A 26902-nucleotide genomic window follows, 5' to 3' on the forward strand; every position below is an offset into this window, starting at 1 on the left:
TTTGCGGGATCAATATTTAGTTGTTGCGAAACATGACCTGCAGTTACGTATTTTTGATGAGGCCCCCTCCCTTGATCTTCGAGGCGTCTTCTCCGTTTTATCAGGATATTTCCATCAGGACTTACGCCTTTATCTAAAGAATACGCGGGCTGATGCCAACCTTATCCAGGATAACTGCATCGAATTTTGGATGGATTAGACAAAAGATATTATACTACTTATGCATAATCTGGAGGGAGGCGATTCTGAGATGAGGGCGATATGCGGGATGTGGATGGCACTCCTCGTCCTCCTGGCGCTGGAGGGGTCGGCCACCACCCTGGAGAGCGGCTTCGGCGAGGGGGATGAGGGATGGATCTCGGAGGGAGGCGGCCACGTGAGATGGCAGCGGTTCGGAGGCGATCCGGGCGGCTTTCTGGAGGGGGAGGGCGACGGCATCTGGAGCTATCGGTCGCCCCCATCCTGGGCTGGCGACTGGAGCCGGTACATCGGAGGGGTATTCAGCTACGATCTGAGGCTCATCGCCTCCGGCGGCGCCGAGCCCCCGGGGGTGGAGGTCAAGATCCTCTCCTCCGACGGGACGGTCCTCTCCTCTTCTCCTCCTCCCTCCGAGAGGTTCTGGACCCGGGAAGAGGTCGTCTTAAACGCCTCCAACTTCGGGGTCTCGGAGGCTGACCTGCGGAGGGTTATGAGGTCGGTGGCGGGGATCACCGTGGGGCCCCTCGGGTTTGAGGCGAGGACGACCCTGGGGCTCGACGACGTCGTCGTCGCCCCCCCCTCGGGGCTGGACCTGGCCACGCCCTTCGACGACGGCGACGGGGGGTGGAGGCCCGAGGGGGACGTCTCCATCGCCTGGGTTGAGCGGGGCGGAAACGGCGGAGGCTTCCTCTCGGGCCGGGACCTCGGAGACGGCAGCACCTGGTACTTCGCCTCACCCCGGTCCTGGTCGGGGGACTGGACCCCTTACGTCGGCGGGTCGTTGAGCTTCGACCTGAAGGTGATCGACTCGGGGAAGGGTGGGCCTTACGAGGCGGATCTGGTGAGGATCGTCGGGGCCGACGGGTCGGTGGTCACCGTCCCCTCCTCCCCCTCCGGGCCGAACCCCGAGTCGGGATGGACCCGCCTCCGGGTCGACCTCACCCCCGCCGCCTTCGGGACGACGGAGGAGGCCTTCTGGAGGGTGATGAGGTCGGTGGACCGGGTCGTCATCCGGGGCGAATACTCGGATAGGGGGGACGAGGAGGGGATCGACAACGTCGTCGTCTCACCGCCGGTGGCAACCGACCTCCTCAGCACCTTCGACCTCGGGGACGAGGGGTGGCGGGGAGGCCGAGACGTCGCCCTCACCTGGCGGGAGTCGGGAGGGGATCCGGGAGGCTATCTCCGGGGGGATGACCAGGGGTCGGGCCAGACCTGGTACTACGTCTCTCCCCCCTCCTGGGCGGGGGACTGGACCGGCTACATCGGGGGTACTCTCAGCTTCGAGATCGTCGAGATCGACTCGGGGAACGGCAGCTCCACCTTTGGGGACGTGGTCCGGATATACGGCAAAGACGGGTCCTACCTCTCCTGGTCGTGCGACCCCCCCGGGAAGAGCTGGACCCGCCGGCAGGTATCCCTCGTCCCTTCGAGCTTCAGGGCTGTGGGTAAAAGCTTCGAGGGGGTGATGGAGGAGGTCTCGGAGGTCTGGATCCGGGGGGAGTACAGCAACATGAGGGACGTCGGCGGACTAGACAACGTCCTGGTGACCCTGGGGCCGGGGGGGTAGGCTCCGGTTTTTCCCTCCAGGCCGCCGCCCCAACCGCCGCCCCCATCCGCAAAGTTTTTGGCAGATCCCGGAGAGATATATCCGGCATGAAGGGCATTTTCCGGCGGTCAGCCCCGGGGCTGATCTATGCAACTTTTGTTCTTTTGATGCTGGCGACCTTGGGATATTCTCAGATGGATCCCAACGAGCCGAATAGCGAGCTTGGAAGCGCCACATGGATCAGCCCAGGGGTTTCCGCCGCGGGGACCATAAACCCGGCGGGGGACGTGGACTTCTTCGGCTTTGAGGTCGAAAGCCCAGGGGTCCTGGAGGTGAAGTTGAACGCCCTTCCCCACGATATGAGAGCGAGGATAGACCTCTACGGCAAGAACTTCAACTTCATCACCAGGAAAGACGCCTCAAACCCCGGAGACCTGGTGGCCCTCACCCTCGATCTGGCAAGCCCGGGCCGGTACTACTTCGGGATCGTCGACCTGGCGGGCAAGTCCCACGATACCGGGTACTCCTTCGATCTTTCCTTTGGGCCCGTCGTAGACGTAAACGAGCCGAACGGCGAGGCTGGCGACGCCAAGTCAGTCGGATTCGGCGATCTCATCTTGGGATACATCTTCCCGAAGGGGGACGCGGATATCTACAAGCTCAATGTAACCGGCTCCGGGATCCTGGAGGTGAAGGCCGAGTCCGTCCCCGAGGGGATGAAGACGAGGATCGACCTCTACGGCAAGAACTTCAACTTCATCACCAGGGTCGATGCATCGAACCCCGGAGATCTGGTGACCCTGAAGCACGACGTGGTCAATCCTTATAGCTGGTATCCGGTAAGTTACTACGTCGGGATCACTGACCTCTCGGGAGGCTCCTACCACGTCCCCTACACCTTCAAGGCGGACTTTGAGCCGGTCATCGACGAGAACGAGCCGAACGGCGAGATCGGGGATGCGGTGGCCATCGCCTTCGGCGATCAGATAGAGGGGTACATCTTCTCCAAGGGGGACGTAGACTTCTTCAAGTTTGAGGCGCCGAGCCCCGGAATCCTGGAGGTTAAGACGGCATCCGTCCCCGAGGAGATGAGGACGAGGATCGACCTCTACGGCAAGAGCTTCAACTTCATCACCAGGATTGACGCCTCAAACCCCGGGGATAAGACGACCCTCAGGTTTGATGTGAAGAGCCCGGGAGTTTACCACATCGGGGTCGTCGACCTGGCGGGCAGATCCCATAAGGTCCCTTACAGCTTCGCCGCCTCCTTCGAGCCGGTGGTGGACGATAACGAGCCGAAGAGCGAGATAGGGGACGCCGCCCCCATCAGCCCCGGCGAGGCTGTCGGAGGGGTCATCTTCCCGGCGGGGGACGTCGACTTCTACAAGATATGGGCCGACAGCCCCGGCGACCTGGAGGTGATGCTCGAATCCGTCCCCGATGAGATGAGGGCGAGGATCGACCTCTACGGCAAGAACTTCAACTTCATCACGAGAGCGGACGCCTCAAACCCCGGCGACCTGGCGACCCTCAAATATGGGGCTCCCGGACCAGGCTGGTACTACATCGGGATCGTCGACCTGGCGGGCAGGTCCCACAGCACCGGCTACTCCTTCCGGGCCGTCGGCGGAGGCCTTGGGGGGAGCGGTTCCGGCCCTCAGGAGGGGGGAGCCGTCGGGACCAAGGCCGGAGGGGTGAAGGTGGTATCTGATGGTACCGCCAATGGGACGGCGACTTCGTATCGAGAGGCGACCCTCACCCATTCGGGGTTCGACTTCTCGTTGGGTGAAACCGGCGAATATCCCACCTTCGACGGCGAGATCATAACCTGGCAGCCCAGCGCTGAAGACCATCCGGATTATCCTCGCGACGCCGGCTACCTCTGGTGGAGGAACACCCACCTCGACGACCAGAACCGGGTCAGCCAGACCAGGGATATGGGGTCGGTCGATCTGGAGGCGGTGCGAACCGTCCCTGCGGAATGGGACAGATCTCCCCTGATACCCCCTCTCCTGGAAGGGCATACCATCGTCGCCAGGTGCAATGACGGCTACGTCAAGTTCCAGGTGATATCGGTGGATCCCGAAGCCGAGTCGGTCGTCGTCAGGTATTTCCACTCCCCTGATGCCACCTTCGACGATGGCGCGAGCTGAGGGGACCGATAAAAGGCCTCGGTTTGATGCCGGGGCCGAGCCGGGGAGGAGAGATCTTCATCGGGAGATGGGGCGGATATGAGAGATGAGGTGCTGGAGAGGGCGGAGCTGAAGGAGGTGAGGGGGGTGAAGATCCTCCGCCTCGCCGGGAGCCCCTACGAGATGGGCTACCAGCACGGACGGCTGCTGGCCGAGGATATCGATCTCATGGTCGATACGACGCTAGCGGCCACCGCCGCCTACGTCGCCCTCCAGACCGGATCGGAGCTGGAGCGGGCGGAGGAGATGCTCTGGATCGGCCAGAGGCGGGCGGAGCCGTTTCTTCCCCGCTTCTTGAGGGAGGAGATGGCGGGGATCGCTGACGGCGTCCGGGATGCCGGGGGTAAGGCGACCCTCGAGGAGATCCTCCTATGGAACACCAACTACGACCAGTGGTGCATCTACTGCCATCCTCACTATTGGAACTGCGAAGGCGACGTCGGTGAAGACGGGGGCGTGGAGGGATCCACGCCAGCAGCCTCTCCGCCCCCGGCGCCTCCTGCAGGGGGGTGCAGCAGCTTCTCCGCCTGGGGCGAGGCCGCCGGGGGCGAGGGCGAGCTGATCTTCGGGAAGAACGAGGACAACTTCAACATGCCAGGCCAGCTCGACCGTCGGATGATGGTGGTCGCCGCCCCCGACGACGGCTTCGGCCACGCCTTCATGACCTACCCCGGGATGATCGGCCTCGACGGGGGCGTCAACGAGGCGGGCTTCGAGATGATGACCCAGCTCAATTCGATGCGCCACGAGTCGATGGCGGGATGCGGCATCGCCGTCTTCACCCGCCTCCTCCTCGCTCACGCGAGGAGCGTCGAGGAAGCCATCAATATATTCCGGGACCATCCCCGCTGTGCGGGGATCGCCTACCACGTCGCCGACGCCGGGGCGAGGGAGGCGGCGGTCGTCGAGACCTCTTCAAAGAGGGTGGCCGTCCGCCGTCCCCCGGAGGGGGTCGACGCTCTCTGGCAGACGAACCACTCCAACTGCTATCCGGGCTGGATGGGCTACTGTGGCTACAACATGGTGAGAGATCAGGCCCCCGTCAACGATCTCCTCGACGTATCCTCCGTCGAGAGCTGGCAGAAGAGCCTAAAGGACCCCTACAACTTCTCCGTCCAGGCCCCCAGCAGGTTTGAGAGGTACAGCCAGCTTATCCACGAGCACTACGGGAAGATAACCCCTGAGGTGGCCGTAAAGATCCTCAGCGACCGCTACGACCCCTACACCAGGATGACCAGGCCGGTGGGATTTCCCTCCTGGACCAATAACATCCTCTGCACCATCTCCGCCCTCTACCCCGACTTCGCCTACCGGGCGAAGGAGCCGGTGGGGTCCTTCAAGGCCCACATCGCCAACATGTGGTCCCTCGTCTCCCGCCCCGCGAGCGGGGACCTGTGGCTCGCCATCCGGGGCTTTCCCGCCCAGGAGGGAGGCTACGAGCACTTCAACCTCCACGACCTCCTGGAGGAGATCCGCTGACCTGGGACCGGCAGGGAAAGGGATTTATTACCTTTTGGAGGGCGATTCCGGGCATGAGCTCCACTCGCAGGCCTCCTTCACCGCCCAAGGCCGGAGCCGGCGTCGCCGCCGCCACCTTGGCCCTCCTTTCCCTTCTTCTTCTTCTTCTTCTTCTATCGGCCCCTCCGGCGGCCGTCGGGATGATGGACGGGGATGAGCCCTCTTCAGCCGGAGGAAACGTCACGGTGGGCGAGATCAGATTGTATTACGAGATCCACGGCGAGGGTGAGCCCCTCCTCCTGATCATGGGCCTCGGCGGCCACATCCTCGACTGGGGGTGGGTCCTCCCCGAGAGGCTCGCCGAGGGCCGCTCCGTGATCGCCTTCGACAACCGGGGAGCAGGCCGCAGCGAGCAGCCCCCCGGCCCCTATTCCATCGAGGAGATGGCCGACGACACCGTAGGCCTCCTGGACGCCCTCGGGATCGAGCAGACGGACGTCTTCGGCGTCTCCATGGGCGGTATGATCGCCCAGGAGATGGCCGCCCGCCATCCGGACCGGATCGGCCGTTTGATCCTCGGCGCCACCAGCCCCGGGGGCGCAGCCTCGGTCAGCGCGCCCCCGGAAGTCCAGGCATACCTGGAGCCGCGGCTCGACCTGACGCTCCACGAGGCGCTCTGGTGGTCCGCCCCCGCTGGGTATCCCCAAGAGTTCATCGACTCTCACCCTGAGATCGTCGAGCGGAAGGTCCAGGCGAATATGGCCCACCCGAGCAGCCTTGCAGCCTACGAAGCGCAGCTAGCAGCCTACCGGGCCTTCGAGATAGGCGACCGGATATCCGAGATCCGCGCCCCGACGCTGGTCATGGCCGGCGACTCCGACGTCCTGATCCCGCCGGAGAACGGTTTGATTCTGGCAGAGAAGATCCCCGGCGCGGAGTTCCGCGAGATCGAGGGGGCGGGGCATCTATTCTGGATCAGCCATCCGGAGGAGACGGTGGCGGCGGTGGTGGAGTTTCTGGAGGGGGGAGGATAAGGGTATGAGTATACTAAAATAATATTTATATATAAACATTCTTGACCAGAATTGTCGAATCAATCGGGTGCCTTCGCCGACCTCGCTCCTCAGCCACTGGAGCTCCCTCCTCTCCCGCGCCTCCGAATGATCACGCTGTGGTCGCGCAGAGCATCGGAGACGACCGTAAGGAAAGTCTTTTTATCCGAAGCCCCTGGATATAAGGAGAGATCGATCGGTTTGGCCCCGATGAGGCCGAAGTTATAAGGGAGTCCCTCGGCCTGATTTTTTGGGCATCGATGACAGGAATGGAGCTGATCGGCAAGCTATACATGAGCGTGATCGGGCGAGAGTAGAAGGGGGTTATTTTCATGCCAGGTGCTTCTAAAGGAGTTCAGGGTTCCAGGGACGGCGGGCGGACGCCCCGAAGGGCGGCCACCGGGGTCCGTCTCGCCATCGGTGGCGTCATCGGGATCATATTCCTACTGAGCCTCATCGGCCTATCGGCCCCGGCGGCCCCGGATGGCGGGGGGCCGTCCCCGGCAGGACCAGAACCGCCATCGGATTCGGATCTGCCGGGAGGGACGGTCCGGATGGTCCTGGAGGCGGGGGAGCTCTCCATCGCCAAAGGCGGGGAGGGGTTCGACGTGGTGGCGATGGAGGGCTTCGCCTCCACCACCTCCCCGGGGGACCCCCTCCTCCTTCACCGGGTCTACAACATCCTCGTCCCCCCCGAGGCGATCGGGGAGGATCTCACGATGAAGGTCGTCTCCCAGGACGTCGAGATCCTGGAGGGGACGTATGAGATCGGGCCGGTGGGACCCCTCGCCCCTGCCCTCGCCGGCGACGAATTTGGTGGGGTGGCCTGGGCCGAGTACTGGGGCCTGGGAAAGACGATATCCGACGGGAGGAACCTCGCCGTTTACGAGAGGGATGCGAACTACCCGGAGCCCTTCGCCGTCCTCCTCCCCTACTCCGAGATGAGGAAGTGGAAGTTTGCCCGGGTCGACTTCTTCCCCCTCCAGTACAACCCGGTATCAAAGAGGCTCACCCTGATCAAGAGCTGCGTCGTCGAGATCAGCTATCGGTCCTCCCCCGAGCCCTTGGATGAGGCCTCCGCGGCGGACTTGGTCATGGACGAGGTCGCCCCCCAGATCTTCGACAACTACGAAGAAGGGAGGCTCTGGTACCTCGGGGCCGAGGGTGACCGGCTCGATTCGCGGGCGGAAGGGGCTTACGATTACGTCATCATCACCACCAGCGCCATCGTCGCTGGGAGCGGAAAGCTCGCCGACTTCATCGCTCACAAGGAGAGGATAGGATACCGGGTCCTGGTGGTCACCGAGAGCGACTTTCTGCCCCTGACGGGCCAGGCCCCGAACAACAGGGCGGAGAGGATCCGCCAGTGGCTGAAGAACAACTACGCCTCCCTGGGGATAAAGTACGTCCTCCTGATAGGCGATCCCCGGCCCTTCGAGAGCGGCGAGGGGGAGATCCCCATGAAGATGTGCTGGCCGAGGTATGCCGAGACTACCTATAAGGAGGCGCCCACCGACTACTTCTATGCCGACCTCACCGGCAACTGGGACAAGAACGGCGACGGGATCTACGGCCAGTGGGGGTCTAAGAAGGACTATCCCGTCGCCGGAGGCGTCGACTTCACCCCCGAGGTCTACGTCGGCAGGATCCCCGTATATGACGCCGATTATCCCGCCCTCGACAGCATCCTCGAGAAGACCATCCGCTACGAGCTCTCCGCCGGCACCGACTGGCGGAGGTCCGCCCTCCTCCCCATGGCCTTCAGCGACTCCGTAACCGACGGGGCCCGCCTCAGCGAGCAGATGAGGGACGATTATCTCAACCCCGGAGGCTACTCATCCTGGCGGATGTATCAGCAGGGGACGGTCGGGTCGTGTGCAGACTCCAAGTATGATAGCGAGGAGGAGCTTCACGGAGGGACGGTGGTCAGAGACCGGTGGTCCGCCGGCGACTACGGAATAGTCTGCTGGTGGGCCCACGGGAGCCCGACTTCGGCGTCCATAGGCTATTCCGGATGCAGTGGCGGCCTCCTCTTCGATAGCTCCTACGCCGCCAGCCTCGACGACGCCCACCCCTCCTTCACCTATCAGTGCTCCTGTCTCAACGCCCAGCCTGAGACTACCGATAACCTCGCCTACTCCATCCTGAAGAACGGCGGGATCGGGACGATCTCGGCGACGAGGGTCTCCTGGTACTACGTAAATCAGTTATATGGCAACTTCGATGGGAGCCCCTCAAACTCGGGGCTCGGCTACGAGTACGTGAACAGGCTGGTCGATGAGCTTGCCGCCGGCGACGCCCTATACCAGGCGAAAGGGACCGTCTACCCGGGGACCTACAGCGAGACGACGATGAACTGGTACGTCATGAACCTCTACGGCGACCCCTCGGTCTCCCTCAAGAACCCCCCCGTCCCCCCCGTCCCCCCCGAGCCGGAGGTGACCGCCGTCCAGAAGAGGATGGGGATCTGGCAGCGACCCCGATAGGCGGATAGACGGCTGAATCCCTCACAGAGATTCTTGGTCCAGGTGGAGGAGGATTAAAAGAGATCGGATCTGCTCAAGAGATGGAACTAAAAAGGAAAGGAGGATGGAGGGAGGTGGGAAGGTTGGCCTTCAGATCACCTCCTCCCCCGTCCTCACCCGGACGGACCTCGCCACCGGGATGACGAAGATCCTCCCGTCCCCGGGCCGCCCGGTCCGGGCGGCGGCGGAGATCGTCGCGATCAGATCGTCGACCGCCTCGTCTTTTACGATCAGCTCGATCTTGACCTTGGGGAGGAGGTCGACGTCCATCGTCCTCCCCCTGTACTGGAGCTTGATCCCCTTCTGCTCGCCCCGCCCCGTCACCTCGGAGACGGTCATCCCCACAAAGCCCTTCTCCTCCAGGCTCTTTTTGACCTGGTCCAGCCGCTCGGGCCGGATTATGGCCTCAACTTTCATCATCGCCAATCACCACCTCTCGCCGCTATGCGTAAGCCTTCTCTCCGTGCTGGGATATGTCGAGGCCGACGTACTCCTCGTCCTCGGTGACCCGCAAGCCCATCGTCGCGTCGACGACCTTCGCAATGGCGTAGGTGACGACGAAGGCGTAGACGACGGCGGCGACGGCCCCGATCACCTGGGCGACGAATTGGTCGACGTTCCCCTGGAGGAGGCCGGAGGCGCCGCCGACGGCCTCGACGGCGAAGATCCCCGTAGCTACGGCCCCCCAGAGGCCGCCGACGCCGTGGACCGCCCAGGCGTCGAGGCTCTCATCGAGGCCCCTCCCCACCCTGAAGAGGAGGGCTCTGTAGCAGAGGACCCCGGCGACTCCTCCGATGACCAGGGCTGATAGGGGATCGACGAACCCCGCCGCCGGGGTTATGGCTACGAGGCCAGCTATGGCGCCGCTGACCATTCCGAGGGCGGACGGCTTTCCCCTCACCCAGGAGGCGAAGAGCCAGGCGAGGGCCCCCGCCGAGGCGGAGACGTTCGTCACCACGAAGGCGCTCGCGGCGAGGCCGTCGGCGGCGAGGGCGGATCCGGCGTTGAACCCAAACCACCCGAACCAGAGGAGGGCGGCCCCGATCATCGTCATGGGGATGTTGTGGGGCTCCATGTCGTGGTCGCCAAACCCGATCCTTTTGCCGATGACCAGGGCGAGGGCGAGGGCGCCGAAGCCTGAGCTTATGTGGACGACGGTCCCTCCGGCGAAGTCGAGGGCCCCGAGCTGGCCGGCCCAGCCGCCGCCCCAGGCCCAGTGGGCGAGGGGGTCGTAGACGAGGGTCGTCCAGAGGAGGCCGAAGACGATGAAGGAGCCGATCCTCACCCTCTCGGCGACGGCGGAGGTTATGATCGCAAGGGTGATCCCCGCGAAGACGAGCTGGAAGGCCATGAATAGGAGGCCCGGGATCGTCCCCTCCCCCGCGTCCATCCCTACGCCCTTCAGGCCCAGGAGGTCGAGGCCGCCGATGAAGCCTCCGACGTCCGCCCCGAAGGAGAGGCTGTAGCCGACCAGCACCCACTGGACGCTGACCAGGGCCAGGGCCAGGAAGGAGAGGCCTATCATGGAGACGACGTCCTTCTTCCGGACGAGGCCCCCGTAGAAGAGCCCGACTCCCGGTATCATCAGCATAACCATCGCCGTCGAGACCAGGACCCAGGCCGTATCGCCGCTGTCAAGTACCATTATTTACCACCCGTAAACTTCCAGGTTCGCGTCTGGAATTTGCCATCGACGCGTCCGACCCGTTTTACAAGGCAGAATGGGCCCCTGGGGATTTAAAAAGAGATTTGATAAAGCTTCATAGGTATTATGAAAAGAGCTTACCCGGTATGCCCCGATCTGAGAAAAGAGGAGCCTAGACCATCTCCCCTATCCCCCCGTCTCAGCTCCTCGGCCATCCAGGAATGTCTGGCGATCCGTTATATTTGACCGCCGCCCGAGGAGAGCCGCTCTGCGGAGCCGAAAGGGGGAAGAGGAGGCTCCCGGGAAGGGATCTTTCCTGGACGGGGCCCACCGCCTCCGGTCCGATCATCTCCTTTGATCGATCATCTGGGGGGCAGGATCTCGACCCTGATCTTCGAGAGGTCCTCTCTTATCTCGGCCCTCCTTCCCATCTTGGAGATGATCTCTTCGATCTCGGTCCGGATGAACCTCTTTGGGACGTCGTACCCCAGGATCAGGGTGAATTCCGTCTCAGAGGTCCTGATCAGCTTGAAGAGGTTGCAGGCCTCCAGCCTCCGGAGTACCGTCTTAATATCGTGGCTCTTTTGTATGAACTCCTCGGCATGGGCCTGGGATACCTTTTGATGCATCTCCCAGAACTTCTCTTTATCAGGGTGCGACTCGATGAACCTCAAAAAAAGTATCCAGTGGTCTATGTCCAGGATGACGTGCTCCCCCTCCGAGAGCATCTCCGTATAGATGCGGAGCCGATCACCGTCGAGGGATTCGAAGAGGGCTTTGTGTCTGCTGTAAAACTTCAGCGCCGTCCTCAATAGCTCGCTCTGAGATCCCACCAGCCCATCCTTCATCTCCCTGAATATGCCCGCGGATTCGCGGTCGAAGGAGATGGTGACCAAGAACTTATCCGGACCCTTCTCCTGGGACCCCTCCCCTCCCCTCATGATCCCGCCCTCTGGGATGGCTCGGTCTCAGGATCGCCGAGGGGCAAGTCGACGACCTCCTCTCCCCTCCCCGGCGGATCCTCCTCCATCTTGCAGCCTCTGGCCCGGATCGCCCTCGTCGGAAGATTCACCTCGCCACAAACCTCCAGAACTCTCATGGCATTTTTGCCATCCCCGCTTATATGGAGGTATTTGAGATTTCTGAATACAAATTAATACAAATTATGAATCATCATTATAACAATATACGAACCGATAAATTTCATTTATGGCAATATAATCCATTCTGGGCCGCCGAAGGGCTCTTTACAGCCGAACAGAGTTTTCGCTCTGCTGGATGGGGATCGGAGGCGGCCCAAAAGGCGGCTCCGGCAGATCCGGGTCGTAAGAAGGCTTACCCCCCGCATCATCTCGTTACAATAGAAGATCTCTTGGGCGAAGGCTGCCACGGCGTCATTGAGATATAGCTGGCGGGACTATGCCTTTCCCCAGTTCCATGAAAGATCCCGTATGGACTTCCAACCGGATCCTCCGGGAGATCTCCGGATCGATGGGAAACTTCGGGACGGTCCTTCCCATCCTCCTCGGGGCCGCCCTCGTATCGGAGGTAGACCTGGGGCCCGCCCTCCTCTTCATCGGCCTATGGTACATCGTCATGGGGATCCATTACGGGATTCCCATGTCGGTGGAGCCGATGAAGGCGATCGGGGCCATCGCCATCGCCGGGGAGCTGACCTCCGGGGAGATCGCGGCCTCGGGGCTGATCCTGGGGGTGGGGCTCCTCGCCCTGGGGTCCTTTCGGGGGTTTGAGCGGCTGCAGGGGCTGATCCCGGAGGGCGTCGTCCGCGGGGTCCAGCTGGGGCTCGGCCTCATCCTCATCAAGACCTCGGCGGGGATGATGGTCCAGGACCTCATATTTGCGGCCGCCGCCGTGGGGATCTTCCTTTTATTCCTCCTGGTCAGGAGCTGGAGAGGTCTCCCGGACGTATCCATCCTCGCCGTCTTCGGCCTGGGCATCGGTTACGGCATCTCCACCAGAGGCGTCCCCGATATCCAGCTCATCTCGATAGGGGTCCTCCCCGTCCCGGACCCGGCGACCTTCATCTGGGCCGGATGGCATCTGGTCCTCCCTCAGATCCCCCTCACCCTCACCAACGCCACGGTGGCGACCGCCCTCATCGCCGAGGACCTCTTCAAGAAGAGGATCGAGCCCGACAGGCTCTGCGTCACCATGGGTATCATGAACATCATCTCGGCGCCCTTCGGCGGGTTTCCGATCTGCCACGGGGCGGGGGGGCTCGCTGCCCACCACCGCTTCGGGGCGGTGAGCGGCCTTTCGACCGTCATGGGGGGGCTCGTCCTCCTCGTCGTCGCCCTCTTCTTCGCCGGCGCCGAGGCCCTGGCGATCCTCCCGATCGGCCTCTTCGGGGCTCTCCTCCTCTTCGTCGCCCTGGAGATGGGACGGTGCGGCCTCCGGACGGATGCGCCCCTCCTCACCGGCAGCATCGCCCTTCTGGCCTTATTCACCAACGTCGGCCTAGCCTTCCTCTTCGGGATCGTCCTCGCCGCGGCTCTGAGGCGCTAGATCCACGTCCGGTACCAGCCCTCCTCAGCGGAGTGGGGCCCCTCATGGGCCGTATAGCCTCTCCACCCCGTCGAGAAATCGGTCCATGAGCCCGTTGATCTCCGGTATGGTTTCTAAGCCTGCGAGGATCTCCTCTGCGGCCTGGACGAACCTCCCGCCGCCGGCGAGCTCGTCGGAGCAGTATCTGATGAGGCTCCTGATCCCTTCCGCCGTCGCTTCCAGGTGGAACTGCAGCCCGATGGCCCGGCCGAGCTGGAAGGCCTGATTTGCACAGCCACCGCTCTCCGCCATCCGGACCGCCCCCGGGGGGATGTCGAAGGTGTCGCCGTGCCAGGAGAGGGGGAAGAACTCCTCGGGGAGAAGGCCGAATAGGTCGGACTTGGACCCCTCGGAGGTGAGGTTGACGGGATGCCAGCCGATCTCCCGGTCTTCGTTCTTCCTGACCCGGCCGCCGAGGACGTCGGCGATCAGCTGGGCCCCGAGGCATATCCCCAGGACGACCTTTCCCTCATCGATCGCCCTTCGGATCAGCACCTTCTCCGGGGCGAGCCAGGGGTACCTCTCCTCCTCGTAGACGTTCATGGGGCCGCCCATGACGATGAGCCCGTCGAACTCCCCCGGGTCCGGGAGGCCTTCGCCGGAGAAGAGGCGGGTCCAGGAGACGGTATGGCCCCGCTCCTCCGCCCAGTCTCCGATCGATCCCGTCCCCTCGAAGGGGACGTGCTGAAGGGTGTGGATCCTCATATTCGTCGGCAGAATGATCCCGGACGATTTATACGCTTCTTCCTATCTGCCGCCTCTCTCCTTACCAGACCCTCACGAAGGGCACCCCTCTCCTCTGGGCATCCCTCAGCTGGTCTCCGAAGGTGAAGCGGTAGTCGTACCTGTATGCCCTTCCGTCCGTCATCGTCACGGTGATTGGCATGTTGAACGCCCCCCAGGTCCATAGCTCCAGCTCGAAGTTGTCTCGCGGGTTTGTCATGGTCTGCTCCGACGGGCTGAAGGTCGGGTGGAGCTGGTAGTGGACGGACCTGATCCTGTAGAGGTCGGGGCCGGTCACCAGGACCTTGATCCTGAAGATCTGGAGCCCCTGTGGGTTGTAGGAGTAGTAGACCCGGTTAGTCTGCGGGTCCACCGCCTGGGTCACGATCTGGATGTTGGGCCTCCCGTCGGGGGCGGGTGGCGGAACGGGGACGCCGGCTCCGACGTAGAAGGTCAATACGTCGCTGTAGGGGCCGTTTCCTATCCTGTACCTCAGCTGGTGGATCCCCGGGGCGTCGGCGTAGAACCATGTCCTATATTGATTATGCGCCCAGACGTTCCCCAGGTAGCGGGTCTGAACGAGGCCTGAGGGAGTCCTCTTCTCCACCATCAGCGACCCCGAGGATGAGGGGATGATAAGGAGCCTTGCATAGTGGTAGACGGGGATGTTTACGGCCTGCCAGTAGCGGGAACCGTCGCTGCTGACGATCCAGAAAGCGTTCTGGCCTCCACCGGGGGCGATGGAGAAGGGGGCGACGGTTGGAGCCGGGGATGAGGCCGGCCTGTACTCGAAAGACCCTCCCTCCTCGATCAAGGTCTCGGGGCTCTCCAGGATGCTGCTCGGGAAGTCGGCCTCTCCCGTCTCGGAGGTCTCAGAAGGTGGCGGCTCCGTCCAGCCGAAGGATGACGATCCCTCCTCTTCCCAGGGGCCCAGATCCCCCGGACTATCCCACCCTCCGAACTGGGCTAGGGAGGGCGAAGATCCGAATAAGATCAGTCCAAGAAGAAGGACCGTCGGCTTGAAGGCGGATCGGACTATCATGATATATAACTTGATAAAGCGGCATAAAAGCTTTTCATCCGCCTTTATACGCACCGCTCCACGGCCTCGCTCCCATAGGCGGGGTCCTTTGATATGGATCCGGCATCGGAGGTTATTTTAATAGATGCGTTATTTTAATAAAATGCTGAGGGATGGCCGCCAATTCCTCAAGGGGCATCGGCCATCTCGACACAGAGGACATAGGGATCCGCCGCAGATCGCTGGTACCAGAGCCTCGCCTGACTTGGACCCACCTGGTCCAGCATGGAACTCAGCTCCTCCGGCGCCACCGCCTTCAACGTTCCTTCGTAGACGTCGAAGAGGTAGCTCGTCCCTCCCTTCAGGGTGAACGGTCCATAGGCCTTCCAGTCGTCGGATACCCCGATGTATCCGGAGACCCTCTTTCCGCTCCAGATCATGTATGTCCCGGGGTCTAAGAGGGGTCCTGCGGTCTTCCTCTCCGGGGAGGTGGCCCCGAGGTCGGCATAATCGACCACATCCTCGGGCAGGGGGTCGAAGCTCTGGCATGGCGCCCCATCCCTGCAATCGAAGTCTGCACACTTCGGCCTTCCTCCGACGTGACCCATCTCTTCCGACCCGTCGATGCTCTCATCAGAGAAAAATTTCTGAACATCGTATATCGCGACCCCTCCTATCAGCCCATGGGTGTCCCATCTCCACGAGTCTGTTCCGATGAGGACCGTCGCGTAATTAGGGTTTGGAAGCCCGCCGGTATGGGGTTTCGTCCCCCTAAGAATCCCATCGACCCAGATCTCCAGCCCCCGGGGCCCCCAGGTCCCCATGACATGCCGCCATTCTCCGATGAGATCTTCTGGAGGTATGCCGCTATCTGCCACCTTCCATCCGCCAGCCCATATCATGAAGACCAGGTTTTTGGAGTAGCTGCTGTGGGTACCCAGGTAGAACCCGTCGTCGAAGCTTCCGCCGTACTCCCTCCCGGACGCCGCCAGGACGAAGTTGGTGGGGGCGGACTCGAGCTTTACCCACATCTCTATAGACCCCTGACTGAGATCTCTAGTCGGGTCCTGATGGACGTTCCCGACCCTCACATAATCTCCGCTCCCGTCGAGCTTCAGGGCCGGAGCGGATCCCTCTTCTGCGACGAAGGATGCGTCACCAAATAATTCTCCGGGATGCCGTCCGGTGGCATCGTCGGCATCCCCATCGAAGTGGTAGCGGGCGACGACGTTTTCTTCGATCTCTCCGTTTGCGGCGGGGGAAGGCTCCCTCAGCACCACCGAGACGGGGTTGCTCCGGGCGATCTCTTCATAACTGCCGCTTCCGGCCCAGTTCTCAAACATCCTGAACTCGTAATCCCCCAACTCCTGGGGGGCGGTGAAGGTCAAAGTCCCGCTCTTTTCGCCTCGGAGGTAGCTCCACTCCCCGTACCTTTCATTCGCTTCGTCTATCCTGTAGATGGCGATCCAATCGGTATCGAACCCTGGTGCGCCAGAGTAGACGACGGTTATCTCATCTGCGGGGTTTACTGCAGACGGCGAAGCAGAAAGGGTTGGCGGCTGGCCGGCACCGAGGCTGGCGACGGCGATGAAGAATACGGCCATGACGGCAGCGCATAGAAAAGGTCTCCGTTTCATCTGGTCACCCTCATGGCGAAGTATACCATCAATGATCAATAAATATTACGGTTTAGACGCTGCAGATTGAATTTCCCCATTCCCGCCTGGTGAAGGCGCCACCGCCCTCCCCTAGCCTCCCAGCTCCCGGCCCCTGGAGAAGGCGGCCTCCGCCTCTTCCCCCCTCCCCAGGGCCTGGAGGGCTGCGCCCCTCCCCACCCAGGCGTCGCCGTCCTCGGGCCTCTGCCGGATCACCTCATCGTAGATCAGGACCGCCTCCTCGTACCGCCCCAGGCTCCTGAGGGCGAGCCCCTTGTTCATCCAGGCGTGGTGGTAGGCGGGGTCGAGGCTCAACGCCATATCGTACGCCTCGACCGCCTCCGAGAGCCGCCCCTGGTCGTAGAGGGCGACCCCCTTGTTGTTCCAGGCCTGGGCGTATCCGGGGTCGAGGACGATGGCCACGTCGTAAGCCTTGATCGCCTCCGAGAGCTGCCCCTGGCCGAAGAGGGCGACCCCCTTGTTGTTCCAGGCGTTGGCGTCCTCGGGGTCTAGGCTGATGGCCATATCATAAGCCTCGATCGCCTTCTCGTCTTCTCCCATCTCGTCGAGGGCTATCCCCTTGTTGTACCAGGCGTGGGAGTACTGGGGGTCTAGGCTGATGGCCACATCATAGGCCTCGACCGCCTCCGAGAGCCTCCCCAGGTCCCGGAGGGCGACCCCCTTGTTGTTCCAGACGTAGGGGTCCTGGGGGTCGAGGCTCAAAGCCGTATCATAGGCCACGACCGCCTCCGAGAGCCTCCCCCCATCGTATAGAGATAGCCCCTTCCCCCCCCAGGCGAGGGGGGAGGCGGGGTCGATGCTTATCGCCTCGTCGTACCGGCGGGCCTCGATGAGGGGCGCCACAGCCCTCGGATCGCCGATGATGACGAGGGCCTCGGAGGCCTTCTCGGATACCCCCGGATCGGCGTCCCTCAGGGCGGCGATGAGGGGGGTTACAGCGGCGGGACCCCCGGCCTCGGCGAGGGCCTCGACCGCCTCCCCTCTCACCCCGCCGTCCGGATCTTTGAGGGCGAGGTAGGCGAGGGGCTCTATGGCCTGGGGGTCGCCGATCTCCCCCAGGGCCCGGGCAGCCCGCATCCGGACCGAGGAGTTTTCGTCTTTGATGGCTCCGATGAGGGGGGTTACCGCGGCGGGATCCCCGGCCTCGGCGAGGGCCTCGACCGCCTTCCCTCTCACCCCGCCGTCCGGATCTTTGAGGGCGAGGTGGGCGAGGGGCTCTATGGCCTGGGGGTCGCCGATCTCTCCCAGGGCGCGGGCCGCCTCTCTTCTGACCCCCGGATCGGGGTCCTTCAGGGCGGCGATGAGGGGTCCGACGGCCCGGGCGTCCCTGACCTCTCCCAGGGCCGCCGCCGCCTCGCACCTCACCTCGGAGGCCTCATCCTCCAGGGCCGATATCAGCGGGTCCACGGCCCCTGCTCCCCCGGCCTCTCCGAGGGCGCGGGCCGCCCCCGCCCGGACGTCGGCCTGGCCGTACTTCAGGTCCAGGATGAGGTCGTCCACCACGGTGGCCCCGGCAGGGGTTGACGCCGCCAGGAAGAGCAGCGCCAAAATGAGCTTTCCTATTTTACCCCCCTCCATGGATATCGATACTGTCTCCGACGACTAAAAATGCTTCGGTGATGCCTGCATGACCGATCCCTCAGCCTCGCATGAGCCCTCCCGCTCCGAGGCCGAAGACCAGAACCAGCGGCGGAGGTCCATCGATCCCCGTGGGAGGGGCGGCATGGTCTCCGCCCGGGGGAGGAGAGAGCTCCAAAGGAATCGGATCTTCCATATTCTATTTATTCTCAAAGAGGATAACCTATCGAGGTGATCCCATGAGCCGTCTTATAGCTGCGTTCATCTTCATCCTGATATCATCACCGCCGTCCCTGGCGGCGACGATCACCGTCGGGGAGGATGGCTGCGACTTTTATAGAATCGGTCCGGCCGTCGAGGCGGCGAACGTCGGCGACGTCGTCGAGGTTCACAGCGGCGAGTACCTGGTGAATCTGAACATAACCACCCCCTTTATCACCCTCCGGGGAAACGACACCGGCGGCGGTATGCCCGTCCTCCGGGCGGGAAGCTCCACCGCTGAGATCGAGAGCGAATCCGCGGGATTGACCGAGATGGTGCAGATGAGTGGTGGGACCGCCGTAGCCATAAGGGCCGATTTCGTCACCGTCGAGAACTTCGTCATCACCGGCGCCACCTGGCCGAGACCTTACGACACCGGCGAGCATAACGACGTCATCGGCCACGCCGGGATAAAGGTCTACTCCGACTTCAACAAGATCGTCAACAACACCTTCGAAGGAAACGACCTGACCGCCATAGGCCTGATCAACGCCAGCAACAACCAGATCCTCGGAAATACGATCAAGGACGTCTCCTTCGGCTACGGCATAACTATGTACAACTCTCCTGAGAACACCATCGAGGGGAACTCCCTCATCCACAACAACTGGGGGATCTCCCTTCAGAGGAGCGACTCGAACACCTTCAGGGAGAACGAGATCCGGGAGAGCGTCAACGACGGGATCTGGGCCGTAAACGCCAACTTCACCTTCATCACCGGGAACATCATATCGAGAAACGGCTTCGAGAGCGAGTTTGAGGGGAACGGCAAGGGAATCCATCTGGTGGGGTCGACGGGGCTCATCGCCAACAACGTCATCTCCTTCAACCGGGACCATGGGATATACATCCAGAGCATCTTCTGGGAGTATTGCAGCGAGCCGCCCTGCGGCGCCGAGGAGTCCAGCGAGAACCTGGTCATCGGAAACAGGATCGAAGGGAACGGAAGAGACGGGATCCGGCTGGAGAAGACCTGGAAGAACAACATCATAGACAACAACATCACCTCCAACCACGGAAACGGGATCAGCTTCCTCCAGAGCCACAACAACACCGCGGATCTGAACAACGTCACCAGAAGCGACCACGGTATCTTCCTCGACCGGTCTAACTATACGAAGGTCAATAACAATACCATCTCGGAGGGGGAGAAGACCGGGATCTTGTTCTGGTCGACCATCGGAGCCTCGGCCTACAACAACACCATCTTCGATAGCCCCGTCGGCGTATCCGTCGAGGAGTCCTCTTCAGGCCTCGCCATCACGGAGAACAGGATTAAAAACGCCACCGAGGGGATGAACATCTCCGGCGGGTCGAGGGAGAACCAGGTCACCGGAAACAACGTATCTTCCTCGGATGTGGGCGTGATCCTCGTCGGAGCAACCCGGAACCTCATAACCGGAAACCTGATCTTCGATAGCATCCTCGGGATCGTCGCCGACTTCGCCTCAAGAGGAAACTCGATCTATGGAAACGACCTCTCCGGAAACGGCGAGGCGGCGAGGGACGAGGGGGATAACCTCTGGGACGACGGGTCGAGGGGGAACCTCTGGGGGCCTGACGTTTGCGATGACGCCGATGGCGATGGCGTCTGCGAAGGACCCAGGATCATCCCAGGTGGTAAGAACACGGACAGGTTCCCGCTGGCGAGGAGGGCGGGGTCGTGAGAGGACGATGGGGCCACTTCTGAGCCCATCCTTTCCCCCCGGTTCCTGGGGCCTCTAAGAGGACCGGCCTCCTCCGGGGGGACCTCTAACCAACCAAGCAGATACAACGCCAAGCCCGCCTCGCAGCCCCTGGCGGGCTTTCTAGCCCTCTCTTCATGGAGGGCCGCGGGTCCACGCCTCCCTATTTCTCCTCCGGTTGGTGGATGGAGCAGATCGTTAAATTTATAATGTTTAATCGTTACTATTATAGTCTGAGAGGGGCGAGTATGAGGGCCTCTCGACTGCCGATATGATGGACAGATCTCATATCTCCCTCTGCCTGAGTTGTGCCCTCTCCTGCCCGTGGCCCCTCTCCCTTCAGCCCTCGAACCGCTGGCATCGGTCTATAGGGCCCCGGATGAATGCCGGCCTTCAGGGATCCCTCGGAGCTTCCGACTCCTCAAAACAGAAGGTGCAGACCTGGTCACCTTTGCATATCTGCGATTTCAGGCTGAAGGATATCTTCAGGTCGCCGCCCTCGAACTCCGCTGCCCAGGCGGCGTACTCGGCGTTGCAGATCGTCGTCCCCACCCTCTCGGATAGGGGCTCTCGACCGGATCTCACGAGAAGCTCGTGCCATGGGCACTTTGATATGATCAGCCTCAGGAGGCGGCCGTCTTCGTCCATCTCGGCCTCAAAATCGAACCCCTCGGCCGAGTGCTTCGCGGAGATGCACCTAGCAAGCCCCTCTATCCCCTCGTCGGCCTTCAGCATCGTCCTCAAGGTCCGGGCCTGGATCTTGGGGAGGACGGACCAGACCCGGCGGTCCGCCTCCAGCGCCTCCTCAAAGCCCCTCATCTCCTCTACCTTCATGAACCAGAGGCCATCGACGGCGGTGTAGCTCCTCCGGAAGTACTCCGCCCGCTCTCCGTCGGTGAGATCCGTCATCCTCTAGCCCTCTCCTCCCTTCCGTCTTCCCTCCACCTTCTCCTCCGGTCTCCTCATACCCTCTCGACGTGGCGGAGCTCGACGGCGATCCCCCGGGTGGCCTCGACCATCTCCCAGCCGCTCATCTTCGCCCTCCCGACCCCGAAGGCCGCCTCCCCGGTCACTATCACCTCGTCCCCGGGCCGGATCTGGTCGTCGGCTCTGGCGACCCCGGGGGCGAGGACGTCCCCCCGGGGGACGAAGTCGCCGATCTCAACGACGTACCCGCCCCGGGAGAGAAGCCTCCTTGCCCCCTCAGGGGAGAGGGCGATGGTGCCGTGAGGGGTGAAGGAGGCGAGGGGCTTTCTGTCAGCGGAGGAGAGCTCCCTCCCCCTAACCCGCACGCCTCCGGCGAGGAGGTCGCGGCCGGCTCCGAGGCCGAAGGAGTAGTCGGCGAGGGCCCGGAACTTCTGGATAAAAAACCCCTCCAGGGGTCTCGCGTCGCAGGTAGCCTCGGCGACCGCCTCCGAGAGCCTCCCCAGAGCCTCGCCGTCGGTCCCCCCTCCGGTAAAGACGGCGTCGATCCCGCTATCGACGACCGCCTCCTCCAGCTCCCCTTCGATGTGGGCGACGATCCTCCTGTACCGGTTCCTCTCGAGGTATCTCTCCAGGCACCTCGTCAGCCACTTCCGCTCCAAAAGGTCCCACCTCCCGGTGACGGGGACGTCGTAGCTCGCGGCGGGGTAGACCTCCTCCAGCTCCCGGGGGACCAGGGCCAGGGGCGAGGTGAGGATCAGCTCGTGGAGCCTCCGCCTCGCCTCGCCGAGGGCGGAGGCGAAGAGCCGGTGGGACCGGGATGTCGAGTAGGGCTTCCGAGCCGAGCAGGGGAGGAGGAGGAGGACGTCGCTCTCCGGGGCCCTGTACCTCTCCAGGACCCGCTCGGCGAACCGGGTCACCTCCACCCGCTGGAGGGACTCGGCACAGTTCGCGTACATGACGCTCCTCCTGGCGGTGGGGGTCCTCCGCTCCAGATACCGGTGCTCCTGGTCGAGGAGCCTCAGGGCCGCCGTCTCCTCGGGGGCGACCCTCACCTGTCTTTCGGCGTACTCGCGGAGCGTCCCCGACCGGATCATCGTCTTCACGATGGAGAGCTCCTCCTCGAGCTTCAGCTGGTTGTGTTCTGCCACCAGCTTCGGATCCTGTTCCTCCTCCAGGGCCCTGCAGAAGGGGCAGCGGCAGGGGAGCTCCTTCAGAGCCTCGACGGGCCAGACCCCGTCCCGGAGGTGGTACCTCCCCAGGAGGCCGTCGACGACGATCCTCGCGCCGTCCACGAGGTCGACCCCCAGGTAGACGAGAAGGGCGAGGTTGGCGGGGGTCGCGAGGGCCGGGGCGTAGAGGGCCGAGTCGGGGGGGGTCATCTCCCTGATCTTGACGATGGAGGCCACAAGCTCCCTCGGGTTTCGGAGGGACCCCGCCGCCCCGAGGACGTAGACGTCGGCTGCCGGGGGCCGGTCCATCGTCAGGGGGTGGACGACGACTCCTGAAGGTCCGCCCCTCGGGATCGGAGGGACGGCCAGGGTCGGCTCGGTGTGGAGGGAGAAGGGGGCATGGGGTCCGATGAATATCCTGCCCCCCTCTTCGGAGGACGCCGACCCGGCCGAGACCGCCTCCTCGATCGACGGGAAGGCCCAGATCGGTCCCACCGACTGGATCAGGTCCCTCGAGAGGATCGCCGGGGTCTCGACCGGCGCCGCGAGGCGGAGCCTTCCCATCCTCGCGGGGCCGTCGCGGTCCTTCACCTCGAAGTGGCGGGTCATCTCCCCCTCCCACGGAGGTCGGCCCATCCCCCGGGCAGCTCCTTCAGCCGTATCTCAAAGGTGGCGGAGGGGTTTGACTCCATCAGCCTCTTGAGGTTTGCCAGGGCCTGGGCGATCCCCGCCCCGTCCGCCTCCGCCGGGACCTCGGCGTTGAGGGGAGCCGTCTCCGCCAGCTCCTGGGGGTACGGGCCGAAGGGGGGCACAAACCAGAGGATCTGGTCGAACCCATCCTCCCGGACCCCCCTATCCGCCACCAAGACCCTCCCCGATAGCTCGATCCTCTCTATCCGGGCCCCATACCTCAGAACCTCCGGCCTCGCCGCCGACTCCGGCCCCATGTAGAAGCAGGTGGACCGCGCGGCGGGGTCGAGGGTCTCGATCCAGCCGGCGTGGGGTATGAGGGCCCGCAGGCCATCGATCATCTTCGGATGGGACCTCGCCCTCCTCTCCACCAGCTCCCAGAGGGACCCCTCCCAGATCGACTGCCTCACCCGCCGGACCTCCGCTAGGGAGACGGAGAGGTTGTGGCGGGCGAGGAGCTCCGTCCTCTCCGGGTCCTCTGCCAGATCCTCCGCTGCCCGGTCTCTGCATACCTCGCAGCAGCAAGGAAGGTACTTCAGCTCCTCCAGGTGGAGGGTTCCGCTGGTGGTGAGGTAGCGCCCCTGCCTCGCGCTGAGGGCGTAGGCGGCGGAGTCGAAGAGGTCGCATCCGAGGGCTGCGGCGAGGGCGAACATCATGGGGTGGCCCGCTCCGAAGAGGTGGACCGGGGCTGCCGGGCCGAGCCCCTGCTTCGAGGCGGCGACGACCTCCACCAGGTCTCTGAACCTGTAGGCCTCCATCAGGGGGACGACGGCCCCTATGGGACAGAGGTCGAAGCCCATCTCTCCGACCCGCCGGCCCGCCCCAAACCGGAGGTCGGGGTAAGTCGAACCCTGGATCGGCCCCGCCAGGAGGGATCCGCCTTCGCTCCAGTCCTCCCGCGCCTCGGAGAGCCTCTCCTCGGTGATGGCGAGCTCCGCCTCGGCCCTCGACCTGGGGACGTCCGGGGGCGTGGGGATGTCCAGGGGGACGCAGATGTCGGAGGCTATCAAACGCTGAAAATCGAGGATCTCCAGGGGCTGGACGTCGATATTGCCGTAGACCGAGAGCTGAAAGGCCCCCGAGTCGGTCATGATCGGCCCCTCAAACCCCAGGAGCCGGTGGACCCCCTCCTTCGCGGCTAAGTCGTGGAGCTCCGGGTCCTGATGGATGATGTAGCTGTTGGTGATGAGGATCTCGGCTCCCAACCTCTCGAGATCGGCAGGTTCGATCAGCCTGAGGTGGGGGTTCACCACCGGCATCAGCGCAGGGGTCTCGACGACGCCGTGGGGCGTCCGAAGCCTGCCGATCCGACCTGCCAGATCCTTGTGAAGGACTTCAAAGCAATCTGGCATCTCCTCATCTCACTGCAGATAAGGCATAAATAGGTTGGTACCGATCAAGGTGTATCGCATCCCGATTTTGAAAAAATTGGTGGTGACCAGAATTGAAATGTGCAGTTATGATCATGCTGGCGTGCCTGTCGGGCATCGCATCGGGAGATGGGTATACAACTACCCAGGACGTCTTCCTCATGGGAGATACATCGGTGATGACGTGGACGGGAGAATCGCGGTTCTCGGATTATGCAGACTTGTACTGGGCGTCTTATGTATCGAACCCCGACCGATCCCCCCTGGCCCCAGCCCTCTTCGGACAGACGGTGGACGTCGAGAATACCATGGGGATCTGGAGGATGAACTTCCCCTTCAACATCTCCGCCTCCTCCTTCGGCGATGGGACGACGCAGTCAGCGGCGGTCGTAAGCCCGAGGTATGATTTCGGGATCGGCACCTATTGGCGCTATTCTAAGCCCATGCCTATCGAGGGCTCCACCTTTGGTCAGGGGACGGCGACCAACATGACAGCGGTCCAGAGGAACACCGAGTCTATATACCAGGAGATAACAAATAAGTTCGGCCTGTAAGGGCACAGGCCGACGACTTTTCCTTTCTGCTATTTTATCATCCCCTTTTTCGTACGGTGTAGGGGAGGAGCCCTCCAGCGGCGACCATCTCCCTCTGGCGCCGGCTCAGCACCATCTTAAGAATAACCTTCTTTTCCGCCGTCCTATCGAAGGCCTCCACCACCTCTGCTCCGCCTTCGAGGGCATCCCGGATGCCGGGGATCTCCAGATCGTCATCCCTGCTGAGGAGGTCGTAATCCGATTCCGAGACGAAGGTGAAGGGGATTATCCCGAAGTTGACGAGGTTTGCGGCGTGGATCCGCTCCATCGACTTCGCCATCACCGCCTTCACCCCCAGGTACATGGGGCAGAGGGCGGCGTGCTCCCTGGAGGACCCCTGGCCGTAGCTCACCCCCGCCACGATCAGGTTCGCGATACCCCGGTCCCTCCGCACCGCTGCCCTCTTGCTGAACTCCGGGTCCAGGGGCTCAAAGACGAACTCCGAGTACTTGGGGACGTTCGACCGGTACTTGAGGCGGGATCCAGCGGGCATGATGTGGTCGGTGGTGATGTAGTCTTCCACCTTGATCGCGATCTTGCCGCAGAGGTCCTCGGGCATGGGGTCGTTGGTGGGGGGAACCCCGATGTTCGGTCCCCGATAGATCGAGACCTTCGCCCTATCTGCCGCTGGCAGGGGAGGGATGATCATGCTGTCGTCCACCTTGAAGCGATCTGGCATCCTCACCCGCGGAAACTCCATCTCCAGGTCCCTCGGGTCGACGATCTCTCCCCGGAGGGCCGCCGCCGCCGCCGCCACGGGGCTGGCCAGGTAGACGTTGGCGCTCGCGGTCCCCGATCGGCCCTTGAAGTTCCGGTTGCTGGTCCTGATGGAGATCGAGTCGGTCTTGGGGGAGATGCTGTTACCTATGCAAAAGCCGCAGGCAGACTCGAGGATCCTGGCGCCGAAGGCGATGAGGTCCGCGAGACTTCCGTTCTCCGCGATCATCATGAGGACCTGCCTCGAGCCGGGGGCCACCCCCAGGGATACCGATGAGGGGAGGCGGCGGCCCCGGACCATCTCCGCGACGGTCATAAGGTCCGCGAAGGAGGAGTTGGTGCACGACCCTATCATCACCTGGTCTACAGGGGTCCCCGCGAGGTCGCTGACGGGGACTATATTCCCTGGGCTGTGGGGTGCGGCCATCAGAGGGACCAGGTCGGAGAGGTCGACATCCAGTTCGCGATGGTACTTCGCGCCGTCGTCGGCCGCCAGGGGGGCCCATTGGCCCCCTCTATCCTGGGCCGCGAGGAACTTTTGGGTCTGCTCGTCGCTGGGGAAGAGGGAGGTCGTCACCCCCGTCTCGGCGCCCATGTTGGTTATCGTCGCCCTCTCGGGGACGGTCAGGGACTGGACTCCTTCGCCGACGTACTCGCAGATGCAACCCACGTTCCCCTTGGTCGTCAGCTCGCTGAGGACCTTCAGGATCACGTCCTTCGCCGTGACCCATTCTGGGAGCTCTCCCTCCAGGTTGACCCGGATCACCCTGGGGCAGGTCAGGTAGTAGGCGCCGCCGCCCATGGCGACCGCGACGTCCAGGCCGCCCGCCCCGATGGCGATCATCCCCAGGCCGCCGCAGGTGGGGGTATGGCTGTCGGAGCCGAGGAGGGTTCTGCCGGGCCGGCCGAACCTCTCCAGGTGGACCTGGTGGCAGATGCCGTTTCCTGGCCTCGAGAAGTGGATCCCATACCTCTCAGCAATCGTCTGGAGATATCGGTGGTCGTCGGCGTTCTCAAACCCCACCTGGACGGTGTTGTGGTCCACGTAGGATACGGAGAGCTCTGTCTCTATCCTGGAGAGGCCCATCGACTCGAACTGGAGGTACGCCATAGTCCCCGTGGCATCCTGGGTCAGGGTCTGATCGATCCTGATCCCGATCTCCTTTCCCGGCTCGTACGATCCATCTAAGAGGTGGTCCCTCAAAATCTTCTCCGTCAAGGTGAAATCCATAAAAAGCCTCCAAAACCCCTGGGATTCTGCATTTCAGCCCTCTTGCCCAGGTTTGATCTCCCTGTTGGTATTAATAA

The 26902-nt window shown here is 63.1% G+C and carries 20 protein-coding genes; 8 read left to right on the forward strand and 12 right to left on the reverse strand.

Features of this window, described 5'->3' with window-relative positions:
* Window positions 1-220: 220 nt before the first annotated feature.
* The 5 genes from MHAR_RS03740 (at window position 221) to MHAR_RS03760 (ending at window position 8935) form a co-directional block, all read left to right on the forward strand.
* Window positions 221-1768 (forward strand): laminin B domain-containing protein, encoded by a 1548-nt coding sequence (locus MHAR_RS03740; RefSeq protein ID WP_014586285.1) that lies wholly within the window; start codon window positions 221-223, stop codon window positions 1766-1768.
* Window positions 1769-1854: 86 nt separating this feature from the next.
* On the forward strand, window positions 1855-3900 hold the full coding sequence (locus tag MHAR_RS03745; RefSeq protein ID WP_014586286.1) for a PPC domain-containing protein: 2046 nt from the start codon (window positions 1855-1857) through the stop codon (window positions 3898-3900).
* 78 nt (window positions 3901-3978) lie between these two features.
* On the forward strand, window positions 3979-5418 hold the full coding sequence (locus MHAR_RS03750; protein WP_014586287.1) for a C45 family autoproteolytic acyltransferase/hydolase: 1440 nt from the start codon (window positions 3979-3981) through the stop codon (window positions 5416-5418).
* Window positions 5419-5471: 53 nt separating this feature from the next.
* Entirely contained in the window at window positions 5472-6431 is a 960-nt protein-coding gene (locus MHAR_RS03755) for an alpha/beta fold hydrolase (protein ID WP_014586288.1), read from the forward strand.
* Window positions 6432-6781: 350 nt separating this feature from the next.
* Window positions 6782-8935, forward strand: a complete 2154-nt coding sequence (locus MHAR_RS03760) for a C25 family cysteine peptidase (RefSeq protein ID WP_014586289.1) — start codon at window positions 6782-6784, stop codon at window positions 8933-8935.
* 129 nt (window positions 8936-9064) lie between these two features.
* Here the strand turns inward: MHAR_RS03760 and MHAR_RS03765 are convergent, their stop codons facing one another.
* The 4 genes from MHAR_RS03765 to MHAR_RS13625 all read right to left on the reverse strand — a co-directional run bounded on the left by MHAR_RS03765 (window position 9065) and on the right by MHAR_RS13625 (window position 11718).
* Window positions 9065-9394 carry a P-II family nitrogen regulator gene (locus MHAR_RS03765; protein WP_048144810.1) on the reverse strand — a complete coding sequence of 110 codons (330 nt, stop codon included), beginning with the start codon at window positions 9392-9394 and terminating at the stop codon, window positions 9065-9067.
* Between the two features lie 22 nt (window positions 9395-9416).
* Window positions 9417-10619: an ammonium transporter gene (locus MHAR_RS03770; protein WP_014586291.1), complete on the reverse strand. Its 1203-nt coding sequence runs from the start codon at window positions 10617-10619 to the stop codon at window positions 9417-9419.
* A gap of 362 nt (window positions 10620-10981) precedes the next feature.
* Window positions 10982-11560 (reverse strand): hypothetical protein, encoded by a 579-nt coding sequence (locus MHAR_RS03775; protein WP_014586292.1) that lies wholly within the window; start codon window positions 11558-11560, stop codon window positions 10982-10984.
* Window positions 11557-11718, reverse strand: coding sequence for a hypothetical protein (locus MHAR_RS13625; protein ID WP_187287849.1), 162 nt, complete (start codon window positions 11716-11718; stop codon window positions 11557-11559). The genes MHAR_RS03775 and MHAR_RS13625 overlap by 4 nt, the downstream gene beginning before the upstream one ends.
* A 338-nt stretch (window positions 11719-12056) precedes the next feature.
* On the opposite strand from MHAR_RS13625, the gene MHAR_RS03780 reads away from it, so the two are divergent.
* The gene (locus MHAR_RS03780) at window positions 12057-13145 is read left to right on the forward strand and encodes a putative sulfate/molybdate transporter (RefSeq protein WP_048144331.1); all 1089 of its coding nucleotides are present in this window, start codon (window positions 12057-12059) and stop codon (window positions 13143-13145) included.
* 42 nt (window positions 13146-13187) lie between these two features.
* On the opposite strand, the gene MHAR_RS03785 is transcribed toward MHAR_RS03780, so the two are convergent.
* The 4 genes from MHAR_RS03785 to MHAR_RS12395 form a co-directional block, all read right to left on the reverse strand.
* Window positions 13188-13889: a type 1 glutamine amidotransferase gene (locus tag MHAR_RS03785; RefSeq protein ID WP_014586295.1), complete on the reverse strand. Its 702-nt coding sequence runs from the start codon at window positions 13887-13889 to the stop codon at window positions 13188-13190.
* Window positions 13890-13950: 61 nt separating this feature from the next.
* Window positions 13951-14949, reverse strand: coding sequence for a pYEATS domain-containing protein (locus MHAR_RS03790; RefSeq protein WP_048144332.1), 999 nt, complete (start codon window positions 14947-14949; stop codon window positions 13951-13953).
* A gap of 167 nt (window positions 14950-15116) precedes the next feature.
* A complete protein-coding gene (locus tag MHAR_RS03795; protein WP_014586297.1) occupies window positions 15117-16565 on the reverse strand; it encodes a LamG domain-containing protein in 1449 nt (482 codons plus the stop codon).
* 111 nt (window positions 16566-16676) lie between these two features.
* On the reverse strand, window positions 16677-18182 hold the full coding sequence (locus tag MHAR_RS12395; RefSeq protein WP_014586298.1) for a HEAT repeat domain-containing protein: 1506 nt from the start codon (window positions 18180-18182) through the stop codon (window positions 16677-16679).
* A 239-nt stretch (window positions 18183-18421) separates the two neighbouring features.
* Between MHAR_RS12395 and MHAR_RS03810 the strand changes: the two genes are divergently transcribed.
* Window positions 18422-20110, forward strand: a complete 1689-nt coding sequence (locus tag MHAR_RS03810) for a NosD domain-containing protein (RefSeq protein WP_014586299.1) — start codon at window positions 18422-18424, stop codon at window positions 20108-20110.
* A 411-nt stretch (window positions 20111-20521) separates the two neighbouring features.
* Here the strand turns inward: MHAR_RS03810 and MHAR_RS03815 are convergent, their stop codons facing one another.
* Genes MHAR_RS03815 through tgtA form a run of 3 tightly spaced genes read right to left on the reverse strand, consistent with a single transcriptional unit; the run spans window position 20522 to window position 24266 of the window.
* A complete protein-coding gene (locus MHAR_RS03815; protein WP_014586300.1) occupies window positions 20522-21037 on the reverse strand; it encodes a DUF6125 family protein in 516 nt (171 codons plus the stop codon).
* Window positions 21038-21090: 53 nt separating this feature from the next.
* On the reverse strand, window positions 21091-22833 hold the full coding sequence (gene arcS / locus MHAR_RS03820; protein WP_048144812.1) for an archaeosine synthase subunit alpha: 1743 nt from the start codon (window positions 22831-22833) through the stop codon (window positions 21091-21093).
* Window positions 22830-24266 (reverse strand): tRNA guanosine(15) transglycosylase TgtA, encoded by a 1437-nt coding sequence (tgtA, locus tag MHAR_RS03825; RefSeq protein WP_014586302.1) that lies wholly within the window; start codon window positions 24264-24266, stop codon window positions 22830-22832. The genes arcS and tgtA overlap by 4 nt, the downstream gene beginning before the upstream one ends.
* A gap of 92 nt (window positions 24267-24358) precedes the next feature.
* On the opposite strand from tgtA, the gene MHAR_RS03830 reads away from it, so the two are divergent.
* On the forward strand, window positions 24359-24838 hold the full coding sequence (locus MHAR_RS03830; protein ID WP_143763269.1) for a hypothetical protein: 480 nt from the start codon (window positions 24359-24361) through the stop codon (window positions 24836-24838).
* Window positions 24839-24875: 37 nt separating this feature from the next.
* Here MHAR_RS03830 and MHAR_RS03835 read toward each other — a convergent pair whose 3' ends face one another.
* Window positions 24876-26825 carry an aconitate hydratase gene (locus MHAR_RS03835; RefSeq protein ID WP_014586303.1) on the reverse strand — a complete coding sequence of 650 codons (1950 nt, stop codon included), beginning with the start codon at window positions 26823-26825 and terminating at the stop codon, window positions 24876-24878.
* Between the last annotated feature and the right edge of the window lie 77 nt (window positions 26826-26902).

It is taken from the genome of Methanothrix harundinacea 6Ac (assembly GCF_000235565.1).
In the GTDB taxonomy this organism is placed as follows: Archaea; Halobacteriota; Methanosarcinia; order Methanotrichales; family Methanotrichaceae; genus Methanocrinis; species Methanocrinis harundinaceus.